Annotated in this window: 16 protein-coding genes; 12 read left to right on the top strand and 4 right to left on the bottom strand. The window is 72.2% G+C overall.

Features of this window, described 5'->3' with window-relative positions:
- Positions 1-12 precede the first annotated feature (12 nt).
- The 4 genes from VYL96_RS09385 (at position 13) to VYL96_RS09370 (ending at position 4,465) form a co-directional block, all read left to right on the top strand.
- Positions 13-963 (top strand): electron transfer flavoprotein subunit alpha/FixB family protein, encoded by a 951-nt coding sequence (locus VYL96_RS09385; protein WP_061229416.1) that lies wholly within the window; start codon positions 13-15, stop codon positions 961-963.
- Between the two features lie 93 nt (positions 964-1,056).
- Positions 1,057-2,253 (top strand): cysteine desulfurase family protein, encoded by a 1,197-nt coding sequence (locus VYL96_RS09380; RefSeq protein ID WP_061229415.1) that lies wholly within the window; start codon positions 1,057-1,059, stop codon positions 2,251-2,253.
- The gene (gene mnmA / locus VYL96_RS09375; RefSeq protein ID WP_061916904.1) at positions 2,250-3,380 is read left to right on the top strand and encodes a tRNA 2-thiouridine(34) synthase MnmA; all 1,131 of its coding nucleotides are present in this window, start codon (positions 2,250-2,252) and stop codon (positions 3,378-3,380) included. The genes VYL96_RS09380 and mnmA overlap by 4 nt, the downstream gene beginning before the upstream one ends.
- The gene (locus VYL96_RS09370) at positions 3,377-4,465 is read left to right on the top strand and encodes a uroporphyrinogen decarboxylase/cobalamine-independent methonine synthase family protein (RefSeq protein ID WP_232303153.1); all 1,089 of its coding nucleotides are present in this window, start codon (positions 3,377-3,379) and stop codon (positions 4,463-4,465) included. The genes mnmA and VYL96_RS09370 overlap by 4 nt, the downstream gene beginning before the upstream one ends.
- A gap of 10 nt (positions 4,466-4,475) precedes the next feature.
- Here VYL96_RS09370 and VYL96_RS09365 read toward each other — a convergent pair whose 3' ends face one another.
- A complete protein-coding gene (locus VYL96_RS09365; RefSeq protein ID WP_061916907.1) occupies positions 4,476-5,171 on the bottom strand; it encodes an exonuclease domain-containing protein in 696 nt (231 codons plus the stop codon).
- A gap of 69 nt (positions 5,172-5,240) precedes the next feature.
- Here VYL96_RS09365 and ligA point away from each other — a divergent pair, with 69 nt between their 5' ends.
- Both ligA and VYL96_RS09355 read left to right on the top strand, forming a co-directional pair.
- The gene (gene ligA, locus VYL96_RS09360; protein WP_061916912.1) at positions 5,241-7,421 is read left to right on the top strand and encodes an NAD-dependent DNA ligase LigA; all 2,181 of its coding nucleotides are present in this window, start codon (positions 5,241-5,243) and stop codon (positions 7,419-7,421) included.
- Positions 7,418-7,807 carry a hypothetical protein gene (locus tag VYL96_RS09355; protein WP_061229411.1) on the top strand — a complete coding sequence of 130 codons (390 nt, stop codon included), beginning with the start codon at positions 7,418-7,420 and terminating at the stop codon, positions 7,805-7,807. The genes ligA and VYL96_RS09355 overlap by 4 nt, the downstream gene beginning before the upstream one ends.
- On the opposite strand, the gene VYL96_RS09350 is transcribed toward VYL96_RS09355, so the two are convergent.
- Positions 7,773-8,426: an ACT domain-containing protein gene (locus VYL96_RS09350; protein ID WP_043569170.1), complete on the bottom strand. Its 654-nt coding sequence runs from the start codon at positions 8,424-8,426 to the stop codon at positions 7,773-7,775. The genes VYL96_RS09355 and VYL96_RS09350 overlap by 35 nt on opposite strands.
- Positions 8,427-8,503: 77 nt before the next feature.
- On the opposite strand from VYL96_RS09350, the gene gatC reads away from it, so the two are divergent.
- From gatC to gatB, 5 genes are all read left to right on the top strand, one after another.
- On the top strand, positions 8,504-8,803 hold the full coding sequence (gene gatC, locus VYL96_RS09345) for an Asp-tRNA(Asn)/Glu-tRNA(Gln) amidotransferase subunit GatC (protein ID WP_061229410.1): 300 nt from the start codon (positions 8,504-8,506) through the stop codon (positions 8,801-8,803).
- Positions 8,800-10,254 carry an Asp-tRNA(Asn)/Glu-tRNA(Gln) amidotransferase subunit GatA gene (gene gatA, locus VYL96_RS09340; RefSeq protein ID WP_061229409.1) on the top strand — a complete coding sequence of 485 codons (1,455 nt, stop codon included), beginning with the start codon at positions 8,800-8,802 and terminating at the stop codon, positions 10,252-10,254. The genes gatC and gatA overlap by 4 nt, the downstream gene beginning before the upstream one ends.
- Positions 10,251-11,651 carry a DHA2 family efflux MFS transporter permease subunit gene (locus tag VYL96_RS09335; RefSeq protein ID WP_061229408.1) on the top strand — a complete coding sequence of 467 codons (1,401 nt, stop codon included), beginning with the start codon at positions 10,251-10,253 and terminating at the stop codon, positions 11,649-11,651. Before gatA ends, VYL96_RS09335 begins: the two co-directional genes overlap by 4 nt.
- 92 nt (positions 11,652-11,743) lie before the next feature.
- On the top strand, positions 11,744-12,778 hold the full coding sequence (locus tag VYL96_RS09330) for an ATP-dependent 6-phosphofructokinase (RefSeq protein WP_061229407.1): 1,035 nt from the start codon (positions 11,744-11,746) through the stop codon (positions 12,776-12,778).
- A 10-nt stretch (positions 12,779-12,788) separates the two neighbouring features.
- Positions 12,789-14,270, top strand: a complete 1,482-nt coding sequence (gene gatB, locus VYL96_RS09325; RefSeq protein WP_007634005.1) for an Asp-tRNA(Asn)/Glu-tRNA(Gln) amidotransferase subunit GatB — start codon at positions 12,789-12,791, stop codon at positions 14,268-14,270.
- A 57-nt stretch (positions 14,271-14,327) separates the two neighbouring features.
- Here the strand turns inward: gatB and VYL96_RS09320 are convergent, their stop codons facing one another.
- Both VYL96_RS09320 and VYL96_RS09315 read right to left on the bottom strand, forming a co-directional pair.
- Positions 14,328-15,947, bottom strand: a complete 1,620-nt coding sequence (locus VYL96_RS09320) for an HNH endonuclease signature motif containing protein (RefSeq protein ID WP_375545742.1) — start codon at positions 15,945-15,947, stop codon at positions 14,328-14,330.
- An 82-nt stretch (positions 15,948-16,029) separates the two neighbouring features.
- Positions 16,030-17,055 carry a PQQ-dependent sugar dehydrogenase family protein gene (locus VYL96_RS09315; protein WP_061914429.1) on the bottom strand — a complete coding sequence of 342 codons (1,026 nt, stop codon included), beginning with the start codon at positions 17,053-17,055 and terminating at the stop codon, positions 16,030-16,032.
- Between the two features lie 66 nt (positions 17,056-17,121).
- Between VYL96_RS09315 and VYL96_RS09310 the strand changes: the two genes are divergently transcribed.
- Positions 17,122-17,952 (top strand): DoxX family protein, encoded by an 831-nt coding sequence (locus tag VYL96_RS09310; RefSeq protein WP_061914426.1) that lies wholly within the window; start codon positions 17,122-17,124, stop codon positions 17,950-17,952.
- Positions 17,953-17,998 lie beyond the last annotated feature (46 nt).

Here is a 17,998-nt window from a genome sequence, read left to right as displayed (position 1 = left end):
GGAGAACCCACCATGGCTGAAGTCCTCGTCGCGGTCGAGCACGTCGACGGCGAACTCAAGAAGGTCACCAACGAGCTGCTGACCGCCGCCCGCGCGCTCGGCGAGCCGTCCGCCGTCGTGTTCGGCGAGACCGGCACCGCCGCCGCGCTCACCGACGCCCTCAAGGAGGCCGGCGCGGAGAAGATCTACGTCGCCGAGGGCGACGCGGTGCAGAACTACCTCGTCACCCCCAAGGTCGACGTCCTGGCCGGCCTCGCCGAGCAGGGCGCCGCCGCGATCGTCCTGGCCGCCACCTTCGAGGGCAAGGAGGTCGCGGGTCGTCTCGCGGCGCGCACCGGCTCGGGCGTCCTCACCGACGTCATCGAGATCCGCGAGGACGGCTCCGCCGTCCACTCGATCTTCGGTGGCGCCTACACCGTCGAGGCCACCGTCTCCGGCGACACCCCGATCTACACGGTCCGTCCCGGCTCCGTCGAGGCGTCCCCGGCCGCGGGCGCGGGTGAGGTCGTCGAGGTCCAGGTCCCCGAGCCCGAGAACGCCGCGAAGATCATCTCGCGCAACCCGATCGTCGGTGGCGACCGCCCCGAGCTCACCGAGGCGACCGTCGTCGTCTCCGGTGGACGCGGTGTCGGCTCGGCCGAGAAGTTCGAGGAGGTCGTCGAGCCGCTCGCCGACTCCCTCAAGGGTGCGGTCGGCGCCTCCCGCGCCGCCGTCGACTCGGGCTACTACCCGGGCCAGTTCCAGGTCGGCCAGACCGGCAAGACCGTGTCGCCGCAGCTGTACATCGCCCTGGGCATCTCCGGCGCCATCCAGCACCGCGCCGGCATGCAGACGTCCAAGACGATCGTCGCGGTGAACAAGGACGAGGAGGCCCCGATCTTCGAGATCGCGGACTACGGCATCGTCGGCGACCTGTTCAACGTCGCCCCGCAGCTCACCGAGGCCATCAACGCCCGCAAGTGAGCCCCGCACACCGTGTCTGACGGACGCGACCCGGACCCCGGCACCCCTGCGGTGCCGGGGTCCGGCGCATCCGGGCGTATCCTTGCCTGCGATATGCCCACCTTGCGCCCCGTGCACTATCTGGACCACGCCGCGACCACCCCGATGCGTCCGGCGGCCGTCGCCGCCTACGCCGAGGCGGCCTCGGTGGTCGGCAACGCCTCCTCGCTCCACGGCTCCGGTCGCCGCGCGCGGCGACGCGTCGAGGAGGCCCGCGAGTCGCTCGCCCACCACCTCGGGTGTCGCCCCTCGGAGGTGGTGTTCACCTCCGGCGGCACCGAGTCCGACAACCTCGCGATCCTCGGCCAGGCCGCCGCGCACGACGGCGACCTCGTCGCCGTCGGCGCCACCGAGCACCACTCCGTGCTCGACGCCGCAGCCCATCTGGCGACCGGGCGCGGGGGAGAAAAGGAGATCCGGCTCCTGCCCGTCGACACTCGCGGCGCCGTCGTTCCCGACACCGTCCGCGAGCTCGCCGAGGAGGCCGGCCCCCGCCTCGCCCTCGTCGCAACGATGCTGGCCAACAACGAGATCGGTACCCTCGGCGACGTCGCGGCGGTCGCCGGCCACGCCCGCGCGGTCGGCGCCGCGGTCCACACCGACGCCGTCCAGGCCGTGGGGCACGTGCCGGTGGACTTCGCCGCCCTCGGCGTCACCTCGCTGAGCCTGTCCGCCCACAAATTCGGAGGCCCGCTCGGGGTGGGCGCCCTGATCCTCGACCGGGGCGCCGAGTGCGTTCCGATCGGCTTCGGCGGCGGGCAGGAGCGCGATCTGCGCTCCGGGTCGGTGGACGTCCCCGGTGTCGTCGCCATGGCCGTGGCGCTCGACGAGGCCGTCCGCGAGATGGAGACCGAGACGCGGCGGCTGACCGCGCTGCGGGACCGGCTGATCGACGGCGTGCTCGCCGCGGTCCCCGGTGCTATCGCCAACGGGGGCGGCGAGCGCCTCCCGGGGATCGCCAACATCACCTTCCCCGGATGCTCCGGGGAGTCGCTCATCCTCCTGTTGGACGCCGCCGGGATCGAGTGCTCGACCGGCTCCGCGTGCACCGCCGGGGTCGCCGAGCCCAGTCACGTCCTGCTCGCCCTCGGCGCCGACGACGCCTCGGCCCGGAGCAGCCTGCGGCTCAGCCTGGGGTACACGACGACGGAGGCCGACATCGACGCCGCGATCGCCGCCCTGGGCCCCGCCGCCGACCGCGCCCGCGTCGCGGGCCTCGGCCTGGCCCGCGCCGGGGTGAGCGCATCATGAGAGTGCTCGCCGCGATGAGCGGGGGAGTGGACTCCGCCGTGGCCGCCGCCCGAGCCGTTGCCGCCGGCCACGAGGTCGTGGGCGTGCACCTGGCCCTCAGCAGCGATCCGGCGACCCTGCGGACCGGATCCCGGGGCTGCTGCTCGCGCGAGGACGCCGGAGACGCACGCCGCGTCGCCGACCTGCTGGGGATCCCCTTCTACGTCTGGGACTTCGCCGAGCGGTTCCGGGCCGACGTCATCGACGACTTCGTCGAGTCCTACGCCCGCGGGGAGACGCCCAACCCGTGCCTGCGCTGCAACGAGCGCATCAAGTTCGAGGCGCTGCTCGAGCGCGGCATGGCGCTCGGGTTCGACGCCGTCGCGACCGGACACTACGCGCGGCTGTCGACCGAGGAGCTCCCCGACGGCTCCCGCCGACCCGTCCTGCGCCGAGCGGTCGACGCGGCCAAGGACCAGTCCTACGTCCTCGGCGTGCTCACCCCCGAGCAGCTCGCCCACTCGATGTTCCCGCTGGGAGCCTCGCTCAAGTCGCAGGTCCGCGCCGAGGCGGAGGCGGCGGGCCTGCCGGTGGCCACTAAGCCCGACAGCCACGACATCTGCTTCATCCCGTCCGGCGACACGCGTGCGTTCCTCGGTGCCCGCATCGGGGTGCGCCCCGGCGCGGTCGTCGACGCCGACACCGGTGACGAGCTCGGCCGCCACGACGGGATCCACGGGTTCACCATCGGCCAGCGCAAGGGGCTCGGCGTGCAGGGACCCGCGGCCGACGGCCGCCCCCGGTACGTCACCGCGATCGACGCCGACAGCGGCACGGTCACCGTCGGCGGTGCCGCTCACCTGCTGTCCGTCGCCATGACGGCCACCTCGCCGTACTGGCTGGTCGACGACGACATCCGCGAGACCGACTGCCACGTCCAGATCCGCGCGCACGGCGAGGCCACCCCGGCCCACGTCCGGCGCATCGGGGACGGAGCGGACGCCACTCTCGAGATCACCCTGCACGAGCCGGTCCGCGGGGTCGCGCCCGGGCAGGCCGCCGTTTTGTACCGCTCCGAGCCCGACGGCGACCGCGTCCTGGGCAGCGGCACCATCTCCGCCTCCCGCCCGGCGACGGAGGCGGTGTGACGCCGGAGGCGGGCCCCGCTCCGTCCAGCACCGGGCCCGGCCCGATGCCCGGCACCGATCCCCGCGAGGCGGCCCGCGTCGTGATGGGGGAGTGCCACTCCCTGCCGTTCCTGCCGGAGTTGCCGGACCGGGGACCGGGCGCGGACGCGATCGGCCGCACCCTCGCGACGCTCGCCGACCTGCCCACGGACGTCACCCCGCGCGGGTGGCGACTCGCGGATTCGCCGGGCCGTCTCGCCCGGCGGGCCGCAGACCACCTCGACCGGGACGGCGACGCCCTCGAGGAGGCCGACGAGCTGGCGAGGGACCCCGAGGAGGTCCCCGAGCCCGGCCGTCGTCGGCTCCAGGTGCGGATCGTGGGCCCGTGGTCGCTCGCGGCGCAGGTGGAACTGCCCGGCGGGATGCCGGTCCTGTCGGACCGCGGTGCTCGACGCGACCTGGCGGCCTCCCTCGGCGAGGGCGCGGGAGCCCTCGCCGCCCGGTTCGCGAGCCGACTGCGCGCGGGCGCCCGCGTCCTGCTCGACGAGCCACTGCTCTGGAAGGTGGCCGCCGGGACGGTGCAGTCACCCAGCCGTCTCGACCCGATCGCGGCCGTCCCCGCGGACCAGCTCGCCCTGTCGCTGTGCCGCTTCGGGGACGCCCTGCGCCGCGCCGGCGCCGCCGAGGTCATGGTGCGTGTCCCCGTGACATCGGATCCCGGCGCTCCGCCGGTCTGGTCCGTCATCGCCGAGCCGCCCCGGGGCGAGACGCCTCTCGACGGCGCGTGCCTAGCCGCCTCACCGCTGTACTCCGCGCGGTCACACGCCGCCCTCGACGCCGCCGGCACCCTGCTGGGGGATGGCCGCACCCTCCAGTTGGAGGGTCTGCCCGGTGCCGGCGGGCCGCCGCTGACCTCCACCGAGGCCGAACGGCCCGCGGCGGAGGTGTTGGCACTGCTCGACCGGCTCGGGGCGCCACCCCAGTCGGGCCTGCCCTTGACCGTGCTCACTCCGACGGCTGACGAGGTCGTCGCGGCCTCCGGGGCCGCCGCGGCACTCCGCGGAGTCAGACTCGTCGCGGACACCGCTCCCCGCATGGCCGAGTGACCGACCGGGCCTACACGGTCGCCATCGGCCACAGGGTGCTGACGTCGGACGCGTCCTTCCCGCAGCGTTCGAGGTAGGCGGCGAAGTCCCGCTGGCGGGCCTCGTGCCACCGGGCCTGCTGGGCGTTGGACTCGCGCCAGTCACAGCCGGACAACTCCTGTTGCGTCCCCAGCATCTTCCACGCCAGGCGCGCGGCCGCGAGCGCGTCCGCGGCCGCCTCGTGCGCGGCGTCGAGGCGCACCCCGTGCTGACCGCACAGCGCCTCCAACGTGCGCTTGCCCTTGCGGAAGGGATCGACGGCACGGTCGACGACATACGGATCGATGACCGGGCCGGCCACCTCGAAGGTCGGGTGCCACCGGCGCAGGATCGTCAGGTCGTAGCACGCGTTGAACACCACGAGCGTGCGGCCGTCGCGCCATCCCTGCCGGATGGCCTCCACGGTCTCCGCGATGACCTCCGCGTGGGGCCTACCGTGTTCCCTCGCGTGGGCGGTGGTGATGCCGTGGACATCCGTCGCCCCCTCGGGGATCTCGATACCGGGATCGGCCAGCCAGTTCCGTTCCCTCTTGTGCGGCCCGTCGATCTCGATGAGGGCCGAGGTCACGACGTGGGCCGTGCGCGGGTCGGGACCGGTCGTCTCGAGGTCGAAGGCCAGCAGGCGGTTCCGGTCGATGGTGACGGGGAGCGTGATGTCGTTGGTCATGGGCTCACCGTAGGCCAGCGCTCCGACACCGCGGAGGCGTCGCGGCCGCGTGCGACATAACCTGTCACTGTGAGCCAAGCGAGCGACAGCACCGAGCCCGTCGGCACCGGGGACATCCCGCCGGAGATCCGGCAGGAGTGGACCGAGCTCGCGGAGACCGTCCGCGACCATCAGTTCCGCTACTACGTCAAGGACGCGCCGATCGTCTCCGACGCCGAGTTCGACCGGCTCTTCGGGGAACTGCAGGCGCTCGAGGAGAAGTACCCGGCACTGCGTACCGCCGACTCGCCCACGCAGTTGGTCGGCGGTGGGTTCTCCACCGACTTCGCCCCGGTCGAGCACCTGGAGCGGATGACCAGTCTCGACAACGTCTTCTCCGAGGAGGAGCTGCGCGACTGGGTCGCCTCCGCGGTCGAGCAGGCCGGTGTGCCCGAGGACCGGCTGCCGTTCCTGTGCGAGGTGAAGATCGACGGCGTGGCCCTGGATCTGGTCTACCGCGACGGGAAGCTGGTCAGCGCGGCCACCCGCGGCGACGGGCGGACCGGTGAGGACGTCACCCTCAACGCCCGCACGATCGAGGACATCCCGGTCACCCTCACCCCGACGCCGGACCGGCCGGTGCCTTCGCTTCTGGAGGTCCGCGGGGAGGTCTTCTTCCGCCTCGAGGACTTCGCCGAGCTCAACGCCCGGCTGGTGGCCGAGGGCAAGGCGCCGTTCGCCAACCCCCGCAACAGCGCCGCCGGGTCGCTGCGGCAGAAGAACCCCGCCATCACCGCCCAACGTCGTCTCGGCATGTACTGCCACGGGCTCGGGGCGGTGGAGGGGGCGACGTTCGAGAGTCTCCACGACGTCTACCTCGCCCTGGCGGACTGGGGCCTGCCGGTCTCACCGCACACCGCGCCCGCGACCGGGGTCGAGGAGGTGGTCGAGCGGATGCGGTACTGGGGTGAGCACCGCAGCGACCCCGAGCACGAGATCGACGGACTCGTCGTGAAGATCGACGACCGCGCCGTCCAGCGTCGCCTCGGCCAGACCTCCCGGGCCCCGCGGTGGGCGATCGCCTACAAGTACCCGCCCGAGGAGGTCATGACCGAGCTCCTCGACATCCGGGTCTCCGTCGGCCGGACCGGGCGCGTGACCCCGTTCGCCTACATGGAGCCGGTCCTCGTCGCCGGGTCGACGGTCTCGCTCGCGACGCTCCACAACCAGACCGAGGTGATCCGCAAGGGTGTGCTCATCGGCGACACGGTGGTGATCCGCAAGGCCGGCGACGTGATCCCCGAGGTCCTCGGCCCCGTGGTCGAGCGCCGCGACGGGACGGAGCGAGAGTTCGTCTTCCCCGAGCGCTGCCCCGAATGCGACACCGTCCTGGCCCCCGCCCGTGAGGGCGACGCCGACTGGCGATGCCCCAACCAGCGGTCGTGCCCCGCCCAGTTGCGCGAGCGGCTGTTCTACCTCGCCTCCCGCAACGCGCTGGACATCGAGGCACTCGGATATGAGGGCGCGTCCGACCTCCTCGCCAGTGGGGTGCTCGAGAACGAGGCCGGGCTCTTCGATCTCACCGAGGCCGACCTCCTCCGCACGCACCTCTACACCCGTATTGAGAAGGCGACGCGGAAGCAGATCGAGGAGGGGGCCGAGCCCGAGCAGGTCGTGCTCACCGAGAACGGACGCAAGCTGCTGGCCAACCTCGCCACCGCGAAGGACCGGCCGCTGTGGCGGGTCCTCGTCGCCCTGTCGATCCGACATGTCGGCCCCACGGCGGCGCGGGCCCTCGCGACCAGGTTCGGGACGATGGAGGCCATCCGCGCGGCATCCGAGGAGGAGCTGGCCGAGACCGACGGCGTGGGTCAGACGATCGCCGCGTCGGTGGTGGAGTGGTTCGGCGTCGACTGGCATCGCGAGATCGTCGACCGGTGGGCGGCGGCCGGCGTCTCGATGGCCGACGAGCGGGACGAGTCGATCCCGCGCACGCTCGAGGGGCTGACGATCGTCGCCACGGGCTCCCTCGAGGGCTTCACCCGCGACGGCATCAAGGAGGCCATCATCGCCCGCGGCGGAAAGGCCTCGGGGTCGGTGTCCAAGAAGACCGATTACGTGGTGGTGGGCGACAACCCGGGCTCGAAGGCGGCGAAGGCCGAGGAGCTGGGTCTGACCATCCTCGACGAGGCGGGCTTCGTCGAGCTCATGGAGAACGGGCCCGCCCCGGCGGGAACCGCGGATCCGGACACTGAGGACGTCGACCGGTGACGATAGGGACGCCCCTCGTCCAGTTCCCCTGGCCGCTGGTCTTCGGAGGGGTCGTCGGGTTCGCACTCGCGCTGGTGGCCTCCCGCCTCGGCCGGCCGGGTGGGGGACCGGTGGACGTCGTCGGAACGCTGGCGGCCGCCGTCGCAGGGGTGGCAGCCGGAGCGTTCGTCGGCCTGCTGGGTCTCTGGGGCGCCGGGATGTCGAACCCGATCGCCTGTCTCTACTCGTGTGAGGAGGGGCTGCAGTTCCTGTCGAACGAGCAGTTCCGGCAGATCAAGCTCATGACCGACCTCGCGTGGATCCTCCCGGCGGTCGCCCTCGTCTCTGCCGCGATCGCGGTGACGACGCGCCTCAGCCGGCGTGCAGCGAGCGCAGAATCCCCGTGAGGTAGCCGAGACGGGCGATCTCCGACGGCCGGAACGACGGGCCGCCGGGCCGACCGACCACCAGGACGTGCCCGGCGTTCAGGGGCGCCGCCGCCAGCGCGGTGTCCATCGCCGTCCATTCGGCCGGGACCTCGTCGTCGTCATCCAGTGCGGTGACGCGAGCCAGGCCGCAGACGACGGGGACCTCGCCCCCCTCCCACATCGGCGCGGACTCCCCGCGCGCCACCAGCCGACACGTCGCGTCGCCGGTCACCTCCAGCACCAGCGCCCAGCCGACGCGCAGCGCGGCGGGGATCTCGTCGGCGAGCATCTGCGCGGCCCCGGCGCCCGCCCCGGCGACCGCGTCGATCAGCTCGAGCTCGCGATGGGCGTCGAGGATCCCGCCGAACGGACGCAGGGAGTCCACGACCACGCCGTCGAGCCGCTCGGCGGCCGTGATGAGGGTGTCGGGGAAGGTGCCGTGGGGGACGTCCACGACGATGTCGTCGACCGCGACACCGTCGAAACGGTCCACGACGTCGAGGCTGACGATGTCCGCGTCAACGGTTCCCAGGGCCACCGCGAGGGAGCCGAGGCTGCCCGGTCGGTCGGGCAACATGACGCGGAGGAGATAAGACATGACGCCCATTGTGCCGCACCCCCGCGGCCTGACTAGGCTGGGCCGGTACCGACCACGCCACGGAAAGGGGCAGGCACGTGACCTCGATCTCACGCGGGGACGTCGCGCATCTGGCCAGGCTCTCCCGCCTGGAACTGAGCGACGCCGAGCTGGATTCGTTCGCACAGCAGCTCACCGACATCCTCGACCACGTGCAGGCCGTCTCCGAGGTCGCCGCGGACGACGTCCCGGCGATGAGCCACCCCACCGCGATCACCAACGTGTACCGGGACGACGTGGTCGCCCCGGGTCTGACCCCGGAACAGGCGCTCGACCAGGCCCCGGCCTCCGACGAGCAGCGCTTCGAGGTCCCGCAGATCCTGGGAGAGGACGCATGACCGAGCTCACCACCGCCACCGCCGCCGAGCTGGCGGGCCGGATCGCCGCGCGGGAGGTGTCCTCGGAGGAGGTCACCCGTGCGCACCTGGACCGGATCGACGAGGTCGACGGCGAGATCAACGCCTTCCTGCACGTGGGCGCCGACGAGGCCCTCGCGGCGGCCCGGGACGTCGACTCCCGCCTGGCCGCCGGTGAGGCGCTCGGCCCGCTGGCCGGCGTGCCCATCGCCCTGAAGGACGTGTTCACCACCACCGACGCGCCCACCACGTGCGGCTCGCGCATGCTCGAGGGGTACCGCTCGCCGTATGACGCGACCGTGACGGGCCGGCTGCGGGAGGCGGGTATCCCGATCCTCGGCAAGACCAACATGGACGAGTTCGCCATGGGGTCCTCCACCGAGAACTCGGCCTACGGGCCCACCCGCAACCCGTGGGACCCCAGCCGTACGCCGGGCGGGTCGGGCGGCGGATCGGCCGCGGCGCTCGCGTCCCACCAGGCCCCGCTCGCCATCGGCACCGACACCGGTGGGTCGATCCGCCAGCCCGCCGCGCTCACCGCGACGGTCGGCGTCAAGCCCACGTACGGCACCGTCTCGCGCTACGGCCTCGTGGCCTGCGCCTCCTCGCTCGACCAGGGCGGGCCCTGCGGCCGCACCGTCGAGGACACCGCCCTGCTGCACCAGGTGATCGCCGGGCACGACCCGCGCGACTCCACGAGCCTCGATGTGGCGATCCCGGATGTCGTCGCGGCCGCCCGCGAGGGCGCGAAGGGCGACCTGACCGGGCTGCGCGTCGGCGTGGTCTCGGAGTTCTCGGGGGAGGGCTACCAGCCCGGCGTCGAGGCGTCATTCCGCGCCGCGGTCGACACCCTGCGAGAGCTGGGCGCCGAGATCGCCGAGGTCTCCTGCCCCAACTTCCGCTACGCCCTGCCCGCCTACTACCTCATCCTCCCGTCCGAGGTCTCCAGCAACCTCGCGCGCTTCGACGCGATGCGCTACGGCCTGCGGACCGGCGAGGGCTCGGCCGACCAGGTCATGGCCGCGAGTCGCGAGGCCGGCTTCGGGCCGGAGGTCAAGCGCCGCATCATGCTGGGCACCTACGCGCTGTCCGCCGGCTACTACGACGCCTTCTACGGCCAGGCGCAGAAGGTGCGCACGCTCATCGCGCGCGACTTCGACGCCGCCTACGAGAAGGTGGACGTCCTCGTCTCGCCCACCACGCCGACGACCGCGTTCCCGCTGGGGGACAAGGTCGAGGACCCGGTCGCGATGTACCAGTTCGACCTGTGCACGCTGCCGCTCAACCTCGCCGGGCACTGTGGCATGTCCGTGCCGTCCGGTCTGGTCGACGGTCTGCCCGCGGGCCTGCAGATCATGGCGCCGGCGCTCGCCGACGACCGCCTCTACCGGGTGGGCGCCGCGTACGAGGCCGCGAGAGGCGCGATAGCGTGACCACGGTCCCCGAGCGGGACGCCTGGAAGGCCCTCGCGGCCCTGGTCATCGGGTTTTTCATGATCCTGGTGGACCAGACGATCGTCGCCGTGGCCACCGACGCGTTCGTCACCCAGCTCGGTGCCAGCACCAACCAGGTGATCTGGGTGACGAGCGCCTACCTGCTGGCGTACGTGGTCCCGCTGCTGTTCACCGGGCGGCTCGGGGACCAGATCGGGCCGCGCACGGTCGCGATCGCCGGCCTGGTGGTGTTCACCGGGGCCTCGCTGTGGTGCGGCCTCGCCCCGAACGTCGAGATGCTCATCGTCGCCCGGGTGTTCCAGGGCGTCGGTGCCGCGCTCCTGACGCCGCAGTCGCTGAGCGTGATCACGCGCGTCTTCGCGCCCGAGCGCCGCGGTGCGGCCATGGGCACGTGGGGTGCCGTGGCCGGGATCGCCTCGGTGGTCGGCCCGGTGTTCGGCGGCGTGCTGATCGACGCCTTCGACTGGCGGTGGATCTTCTTCGTCAACATCCCGTTCGGCGTGCTCGCCGTGGTGCTGGTGTGGCTGTGGGTGCCGGTACTGGAGACGCGCACGCGCTCTTACGACGTGCCCGGAATCGTGCTGTCGGCGATCGGCATGTTCCTGCTGGTGTTCGGCATCCAGCAGGGCGAGTCGCACGGCTGGGGCGGAACGACCGCGGCGCTGATCGTGGCCGGCGTCGTGGGGCTCGCCCTGTTCGTGTGGTGGCAGTCGCGCGTGCGTACCGAGCCACTGGTGCCTCTACGGTTGTTCCGCGACCGCAACTTCTCGATCGGCACGTTCGGCGTGTCGACGATCGGGTTCGTCACCGCGGGGACCATGGTGCCGCTCATGTTCTACCTCCAGGGGGTCAAGGAGCTGACCCCGACACGGGCCGGGCTCATGCTGCTGCCGATGGCCCTGGTCGCCGGTGTCCTCGCGCCGGCCGTGGGCCGGTGGGCCGACCGCCTGGACCCGCGGATCTTCACGGGCGTCGGGTACTTCTCCTTCGCGATCTCCCTGTTCTGGCTGGCGCTGGTGATGGACTCGCAGACGCCGGTGCTCGTCCTGCTCGGCCCGATCGCTCTGATGGGGGTGGCCAACGGGTGTGTGTGGGCGCCGACGTCTTCCACCGCCATGCGCCGCCTCGAGCTGGCCTCCGCGGGAGCCGGGTCGGGTGTGTACAACACCACTCGTCAGGTCGGCGCAGTGCTGGGTTCCGCCGCGATCGGCGCGCTCATGCAGGCCCGCCAGGTCGCGCACGGGGACATCGGACAGGCGGTCGCTGACTCGATGTTCCTCCCCGCGGTGGTCGTCCTTCTCGGCGGCCTCGCCACGATGGCGTTCAAGACGGGCGATCGGTCGCCCGCGGAGCCGTCGACCAGCCCGGCGAGGTGACCCGCTCGGCGAGGTGACCGGCGCGGCGAGGTGACCCGCGCGGCGGGAGGCCGTGCGCCCCTAGACTGCGGGGGAACCGAGAGGAGCTCGACGTGCGTATAGGTGTCCTCACCGCCGGCGGCGACTGCCCGGGCCTCAACGCGGTGATCCGCGCCCTGGTCCGCACCGCCAACTCCGAGTACGACTCGCCGGTCCTGGGCTTCCAGGACGGGTGGTCCGGCCTGGTGGAGGACCGTGCGGTCCCATTGTTCGACGACGAGGGCATCGACCGGATCCTGCTCCGCGGTGGCACGATCCTCGGGACCGGCCGACTCAACCCGGACGTTCTGACGGCCAGCCTCCCGGAGATCCGTCGGACGCTCGAGAGGCACGCCCTGGACGCCCTGGTGGCGATCGGCGGCGACGGGACGCTCAAGGCCGCCCGGTGGCTCACCGAGAACGGAATCCCGGTCGTGGGCGTGCCGAAGACCATCGACAATGACGTCGGCGGCACGGACTACACCTTCGGCTTCGACACGGCCGTATCGATCGCCTCGGACGCCATCGACCGTCTGCACACGACAGCCGAGTCCCACGAGCGGGTCATGCTGGTCGAGGTGATGGGCCGCCACGCCGGGTGGATAGCTCTGCACGCCGGACTCGCCTCGGGGGCTCACATGATCGTGATCCCCGAGGTCCCGTTCGACATCGACTACGTGTGCAAGGTGATGAAGCGTCGCTTCCAGATGGGGGAGGCCTACGGCATCTGCGTGGTCGCCGAGGGCGCGACGCCCGTCGAGGGCTCCGGGATGACCCTGCGCGAGGGTGGCACCGACCAGTTCGGACACGAGGTCTTCACCGGGGTCGCCGACCAGATGGCGACGGCGATCCGTGAACGCATGAACCGCGACGTCCGCACCACGGTGCTGGGCCACATCCAGCGGGGTGGCACGCCGACCGCCTACGACCGCAACCTGGCGACGCGGTTCGGGGTGCACGCGGCGCACGCCGTGCACCGCGGGGATTTCGGCCAGATCGTGGCGTTGCGCGGGGAGTCGATCGCGATGGTGCCGGTCGAGGAGGCCGTGTCGGTGCTCAAGACCGTTCCGGAGGACCGCTACCGCGAGGCCGCCTGCCTCTTCGGCTAGATTGTTCGGCATGGAGTTCACCGAGGTCGTGTCACGTTTCGATCCCGTCATGGGTATGGAGGTGCACGTCGAGCTGCACACCAACACCAAGATGTTCTGCGGGTGTCCGACCGCGTTCGGGGCCGAGCCCAACACGCAGGTGTGTCCGGTGTGCATCGGCCTGCCGGGCGCGTTGCCGGTCGCCAATCGGCAGGCGGTGGAGTGGGCCATCAAGATCGGTCTCGCGCTGAACTGCTCGATCGCGCCGTACAGCCGGTTCGCGCGGAAGAACTACTTCTACCCGGATCAGCCGAAGAACTACCAGATCTCGCAGTACGACGAGCCGATCGCCCACGATGGTTACCTCGACGTCCAGCTCGAGGACGGCTCCACCTGGCGCGTGGACATCGAGCGCGCCCACATGGAGGAGGACACCGGGAAGTCCACGCATGTGGGCTCGGCGACCGGACGCATCCACGGCGCCACGCACTCGCTGCTGGACTTCAACCGTGCGGGCGTGCCGCTCATCGAGATCGTGTCCAAGCCGATCGTCGGGGCGGGGGAGCGGGCCCCCGAGATCGCGCGCGCCTACGTGTCGGCGCTGCGTGACCTTCTCAAGAGCCTCGACGTGTCCGACGTCCGGATGGATCAGGGGTCGATGCGCTGCGACGCGAACGTCTCCCTGATGCCCAAGGGCGCCACCGAGTTCGGCACCCGCACCGAGACCAAGAACGTCAACTCCCTGCGCAGCGTCGAGATCGCGGTGCGCCACGAGATGTGCCGCCAGGCGGACGTACTGACGTCGGGCGGCGAGGTCGTCCTGGAGACCCGGCATTTCCACGAGTCGGACGGCACGACGACCGCCGGTCGCCCGAAGGAGTCGGCCGAGGACTACCGCTACTTCCCCGAGCCGGATCTGGCGCCCGTCGAGCCGACGGAGGAGCTCATCGAGTCGATCCGCGCGACGCTGCCGGAACTGCCGTGGGTGCGTCGGGCGCGCGTGCAGGCGGACTGGGGCGTGTCGGACGAGGAGATGCGCGATCTCGTCAACGCCGGCGCCCTGGACCTCATCCTCGCCACTGTCGATGCCGGCGCGCCGCCCGCCGAGGCCCGGTCGTGGTGGGTGTCCTACCTGACGCAGCAGGCCAACAAGAGGGGCGTCGAACTGGACGCCCTCGCCATCACGCCGACGCAGTTGGCGCGGGTCATCGAGCTGGTCGCCGAAGGCAAGCTCACCAACAAGCTGGGCCGACAGGTCGTCGACGCGGTCCTCGACGGTGAGGGCGAGCCCGATCAGATCGTGGCGGACAAGGGCCTCGAGGTGGTCCGCGACGACTCGGCGCTCCAGAAGGCCGTCGACGATGCGCTCGCCGCTCAGCCGGACATCGCGGACAAGATCCGCTCCGGCAAGGTGCAGGCCGCAGGCGCGATCGTCGGTGCGGTCATGAAGGCCACCCGCGGCCAGGCGGATCCGGCTCGCGTGAAGGAGTTGGTGATCGCCGCCTGTAGCTAGGCGGTACAACCGGCTACTCCGTCGGTCGTCCCTCACGTCCGGACCTCGCCCCGCCGATCAGGCAGGGCGGGGTCCGTCGCGTTCGGCGCCGGGTGGGTTGGTGAGGTGGCCGTCGTCGGCGATGAGTCGGTCGAGGTGTTGGTGCCAGCGGTGGTCGAGGATGCGGTCGCGGGCGTGGGCCAGGGGGCCGTGGGGTCTGGTGTGGTGTTCGTGTCCGGTTTCGGTGATGATGGTCAGCTCGCCGAGCGGTCCTGGTCGGTAGGCGCAGTGGCCGAAGGTTTTCTCCCGGTGGTGTTTTCGGCACAGGCACACCAGGTTCCATTCGGCGGTGGGCCCGCCCAGCTCGGGGCGTTGGTGGTCGAAGGCGATGACATGGTCGATCTCACAGTCGTGGGCATCGACCGTGCACCCCGGGTGGCGGCAGGTGCCGTCGCGCAGGCGGATGCGTTCGGCCAGGGCCGGGCTGATGCGGTACTTCAGCGCCGCCTCGGGGGTGTCCTCGGTGCCCGGTTGCGGGTCCAGCAGTTCGAACCGGACCTTGGCGTCGCCGCCGGAGAGCAGTTCCTCGCAGAGCCAGTCGAAGCTGGCGTAGGCGCCGGTGACGAACTCCACGCGGTTGGGCAGGCCCTGGGCGATGCTGTTGATCACCGAGATCCGGATCGGCTGATCGGTGCCCCACGAGGCCCCCAACGGCGCACGACCGGCGGCACTGTCGTCGGCGTCGGAGCCGGTGCCGGTGGCGGCGTCGGTCCCGGTGCCGGTGGCGGTGCCGGTGGTGGCGGTGCTGCCTGCGGTGGCCGGGCCTGCCGCACTGTCGTCGCCCGGGTTGTCGCCCGAGTGATCGCCCGGGTGCTCGGGCAGGGGGTCGGCGATGTCGGTGGTGTTGGGATCGCCGAGGGCGACCAGGGCGTCGGCGCGCAGTTGGTTACGGGTGCGCGGGTGGCCGGTGTCGGCGGCGGCGCGGGCGGCGGCGTCGATGCGGCGGCGTAGTTTCTCGGCATCGCCGGAGGGCAGGTGGGCCCACATGCTGGTCATGCCGTCGCGTTCGGGGCGGAACCGCACGGTGCGCTGGTCGGCGGCCGCGTCGACGGCATCACCGGCGCCTTGGGGGTCGTGGCGCTCGCGGGAGGCGTCGACGGTGGTGTCCAGGGCGGTGCGGCTGGGCCGGTGACCGCCGGCCAGGTCGCGGGTCAGGCGGGCCACGACATCGGATTCGACACCACTGATGATGTCGTCGGGAATGCCGGCCAGGCGGCAGGCGGCGTCGATGGCCAACTGCTCGGGCAACAGCCCGCGCTCGACGGCCTCGCGCAGGCGCGGCAGGCGGGTGTGGATCTGCACGCCGGCGGTGACCAGGTGGCGGGCGTGCCAGCCGGTCAGGGCCATCGCCGCGGCCAAGTGGTGGCGGGCCCGGTCGGCCGGGTCCAGGCGGGCGTGCGCGGGACGGGTATCGGTGCCGGGCTCGCCGTGGGCGGCCTCGTCCAGCGCCTTGAAACTCTCGACCAGCAGGTGTGCGGCCTGCAGCCGGGTGGCTCCGGCCAGGTTCTGCGCCAGCGTCACCGACCGCGCCACCTCGCTCAGCGCCGAGGCGTCCAACGACTCCAACGGCTCGTCCACCGCGCGCAGCGCCCCGAGACCGAACGCCCTCGCCGTCGTCGTCGTATCCAACCCCGTCACCCCCTGCAGCGCCGCGCCATCACTCGAACATGAGAACGAGCCTACCGGGCGGGTCGAGATCGCACAAGCGTTCGAGTAGGACTCACATGCGGGCGTCCCGGCCACCACCGGAGTCGGGCAGGATGACCGCCCGGTCGTCAGTCGAGACAGGGGAGCCGCCGGCTTTGTTGGTGGTCCCGGCCAGGAGGATGCCCTCGCCGACCACGGTGAGGCCGGTGAGCCGCCCGTAGCGCCCCTCCGCGAGGGCCTCGGGCTGACCACGCGCGGCACCGCCGGCGGTCTGCAGGGTATCGACCCGCTCGGCGTCCGGGAGCGCGATCGCCAGCGTCCCCTCGCCGGCCGCGCACCCACCCGCCGAACGCTGGTCCGGCCACGTCCACACCATCCGACCCGGGGCGCGGAGTGCGGCACCACGGTCGGTCACCGTGGAGAGATACAGCTCGTCGTCGTGGACGCACAGCGCCTGGATGCCGCCCAGATCGCGCGCGATCACCTCGGGTCGCTCGGCGCGACCGATCCCCGTGAACGACGGGAACCGCACGAGCTCCGAACCGACGCCGACGGTGAGGATGTCCGCGACGAACGCGAGGCCGCCGCTCTCAGCAGGGGCGAGCTCCGCCACCGTGCGGGGAGCGTCGCCGCGCGCCAGGCGCTCGACGCGTGTGGGTCCATCGCCGACGACGAGGAGATACACCAACCGGTCCTGGGCGAAATCCGGGGACGGCGCGACCGCGGCCACCCGACCGCCCCGCGGATCCACCCGCCCGAACTCCTCCGGAACCGCGTCCGGCGAGACGATCCGCACCGCACCCGTCGACTCCGCGACCAGCGCCCCGTCACCCAGACCGGCCACGGCGACGGCCGGACCCAGACACGTGGCGATCACAGCGGGATCAGGGTCCACGCACGGTCCGGTCTCAGGGGCCGGTTCGGGCTCGCCGGAGGGCGAGGTCGGCGGGGGAGTCGGAGATCCGGGCGCACTCGGCGGCGGCGCGGCCCCCGCCCCCGGACCCGGGGCCGGCGTGAACGGGGCCTCGAGGCGATCGTCGAACCTCGCGCAGCCCGACACCGCGACGGCGAGCGCCAGGACGAGCGCGAGCGATCTCATGCCGACCAGAGTACGGCGCGCCGTGTCCTACGGGTCCCCGCGGCGGCCCCGGCCTACAGTCGAGAGGTGACTTCCTCAAAGCGCGGTGACGACGACGCCCGTACAGAGATCATCCACGACGTCGACTACCCGCTCGACGTGCCCGGCACCAAGGGTCCGGGGCCGGGTGCGGGAACGGGCGCGAGCGGCGGGACGGGGGACACCGCCACCACAGCGTTCCCGGCCGCCGGGCGCACCGACTACTCGCAGTTCTCCGAGTCGGGTGGATACGACATGTCCGCGCCGTTGCCGTTCGGCGAGCAGCCGACCACCATCGCGCCCGCCCCCCGCGACGATATCGGCAGGCGCGGGACCATCGACCTCGGACTGTTCGTCCTCCGTTTGGCGGTGGGCGTCCTGCTGGCGATGCGCGGCCTGCAGAAGCTCGCCGGGCTGTTCGGCGGCCCGGGGATCGACGGGTTCGCGGAGACGCTCGCCGACTCCGGTTTCGACATGGCCCGCGCGCTGGCGATCGCCGGTGGCGCCGTCGAACTCGTCGCGGGGGTCATGCTCGTCGTGGGGCTGGCCACGCCCATCGCCGCGGCCGGCCTCCTCGGGATCGTCGGGCTCGGCATCGCGGTCCGGTTGACCGGAGCGGACCCCATTCCCGTCCTCAGCGACACCTCGCGGGGACTCGAGCCGTCGATCCTCTACGCCGCGGCGCTGCTGACGCTGCTCTTCACCGGACCCGGGCGGTGGGCCGCCGACCGCAAGTGGGGATGGTCGCACCGCCCGAGGTTCAGCGGGATCGTCTGGCTGGTGATCGTCGTCGTGCTGGCCGGCGTCCTGTGGTATTTCCTCAACGGCACCTACCCGTTGACGTCGTCCGCCGACAGCGCACCGATCACCGCGGGCTGACCGCGCCGGTCGCTGCGGGCCGACCGCTCGTCGGCGGTCGGCCCGG

Source organism: Dietzia maris (assembly GCF_036287335.1).
GTDB lineage: Bacteria > Actinomycetota > Actinomycetes > Mycobacteriales > Mycobacteriaceae > Dietzia > Dietzia cinnamea.
The sequence above is the reverse complement of the archived record's forward strand: the minus strand, read 5'-3'. Positions and strand labels throughout refer to the sequence as shown.

What these genes read in the sequence shown, in the direction of transcription:
- VYL96_RS09385 (WP_061229416.1), top strand. Translation starts at nt 13, where the DNA reads ATGGCTGAAGTCCTCGTCGCGGTCGAGCACGTCGACGGCGAACTCAAG.
- VYL96_RS09365 (WP_061916907.1), bottom strand. Translation starts at nt 5,171, where the DNA reads ATGACCAACGACATCACGCTCCCCGTCACCATCGACCGGAACCGCCTG.
- VYL96_RS09350 (WP_043569170.1), bottom strand. Translation starts at nt 8,426, where the DNA reads ATGTCTTATCTCCTCCGCGTCATGTTGCCCGACCGACCGGGCAGCCTC.
- gatA (WP_061229409.1), top strand. Translation starts at nt 8,800, where the DNA reads ATGACCGAGCTCACCACCGCCACCGCCGCCGAGCTGGCGGGCCGGATC.
- gatB (WP_007634005.1), top strand. Translation starts at nt 12,789, where the DNA reads ATGGAGTTCACCGAGGTCGTGTCACGTTTCGATCCCGTCATGGGTATG.
- VYL96_RS09380 (WP_061229415.1), top strand. Translation starts at nt 1,057, where the DNA reads ATGCCCACCTTGCGCCCCGTGCACTATCTGGACCACGCCGCGACCACC.
- VYL96_RS09315 (WP_061914429.1), bottom strand. Translation starts at nt 17,055, where the DNA reads ATGAGATCGCTCGCGCTCGTCCTGGCGCTCGCCGTCGCGGTGTCGGGC.
- mnmA (WP_061916904.1), top strand. Translation starts at nt 2,250, where the DNA reads ATGAGAGTGCTCGCCGCGATGAGCGGGGGAGTGGACTCCGCCGTGGCC.